The 302-nt window shown below is 47.4% G+C and carries 1 pseudogene; it reads right to left on the bottom strand.

Annotated features, from left to right (window positions below):
* A pseudogene (locus HC733_RS23345) lies at window positions 1-302 on the bottom strand (IS5/IS1182 family transposase); the annotation flags it as partial.

Here is a 302-nt window from a genome sequence, read left to right as displayed (position 1 = left end):
TTAGGATTTTTCTAAAGTTTTGGCCCACACCCGCTAGAATGGCATTGAGTTTGTCGCCCAATATGCCTTTCAAGCGGTTTAATCCCAAATGGCCATCACTTTTCATGTGCCCGATGATGGGCTCTATCCCATTGCGGCGCTTGAGTTTTTTCTTAATCGCAGGTGTCACACCGCGTTTTTGTCCTGCGATAAAGACTTCATACCGCTCTGCCATATGACCGCGATAACCTCGGTCTACAAAACACGTAAACGGGCGCATGTTGGTGACGTCTTCGACTATTTTCAAGGTGCGATACAAGGTG

Source organism: Pseudoalteromonas sp. S16_S37 (genome assembly GCF_014694405.1).
In the GTDB taxonomy this organism is placed as follows: domain Bacteria; phylum Pseudomonadota; class Gammaproteobacteria; order Enterobacterales; family Alteromonadaceae; genus Pseudoalteromonas.
Note: the sequence above shows the minus strand (reverse complement) of the source record. Positions and strands in the feature narration are given on the sequence as shown.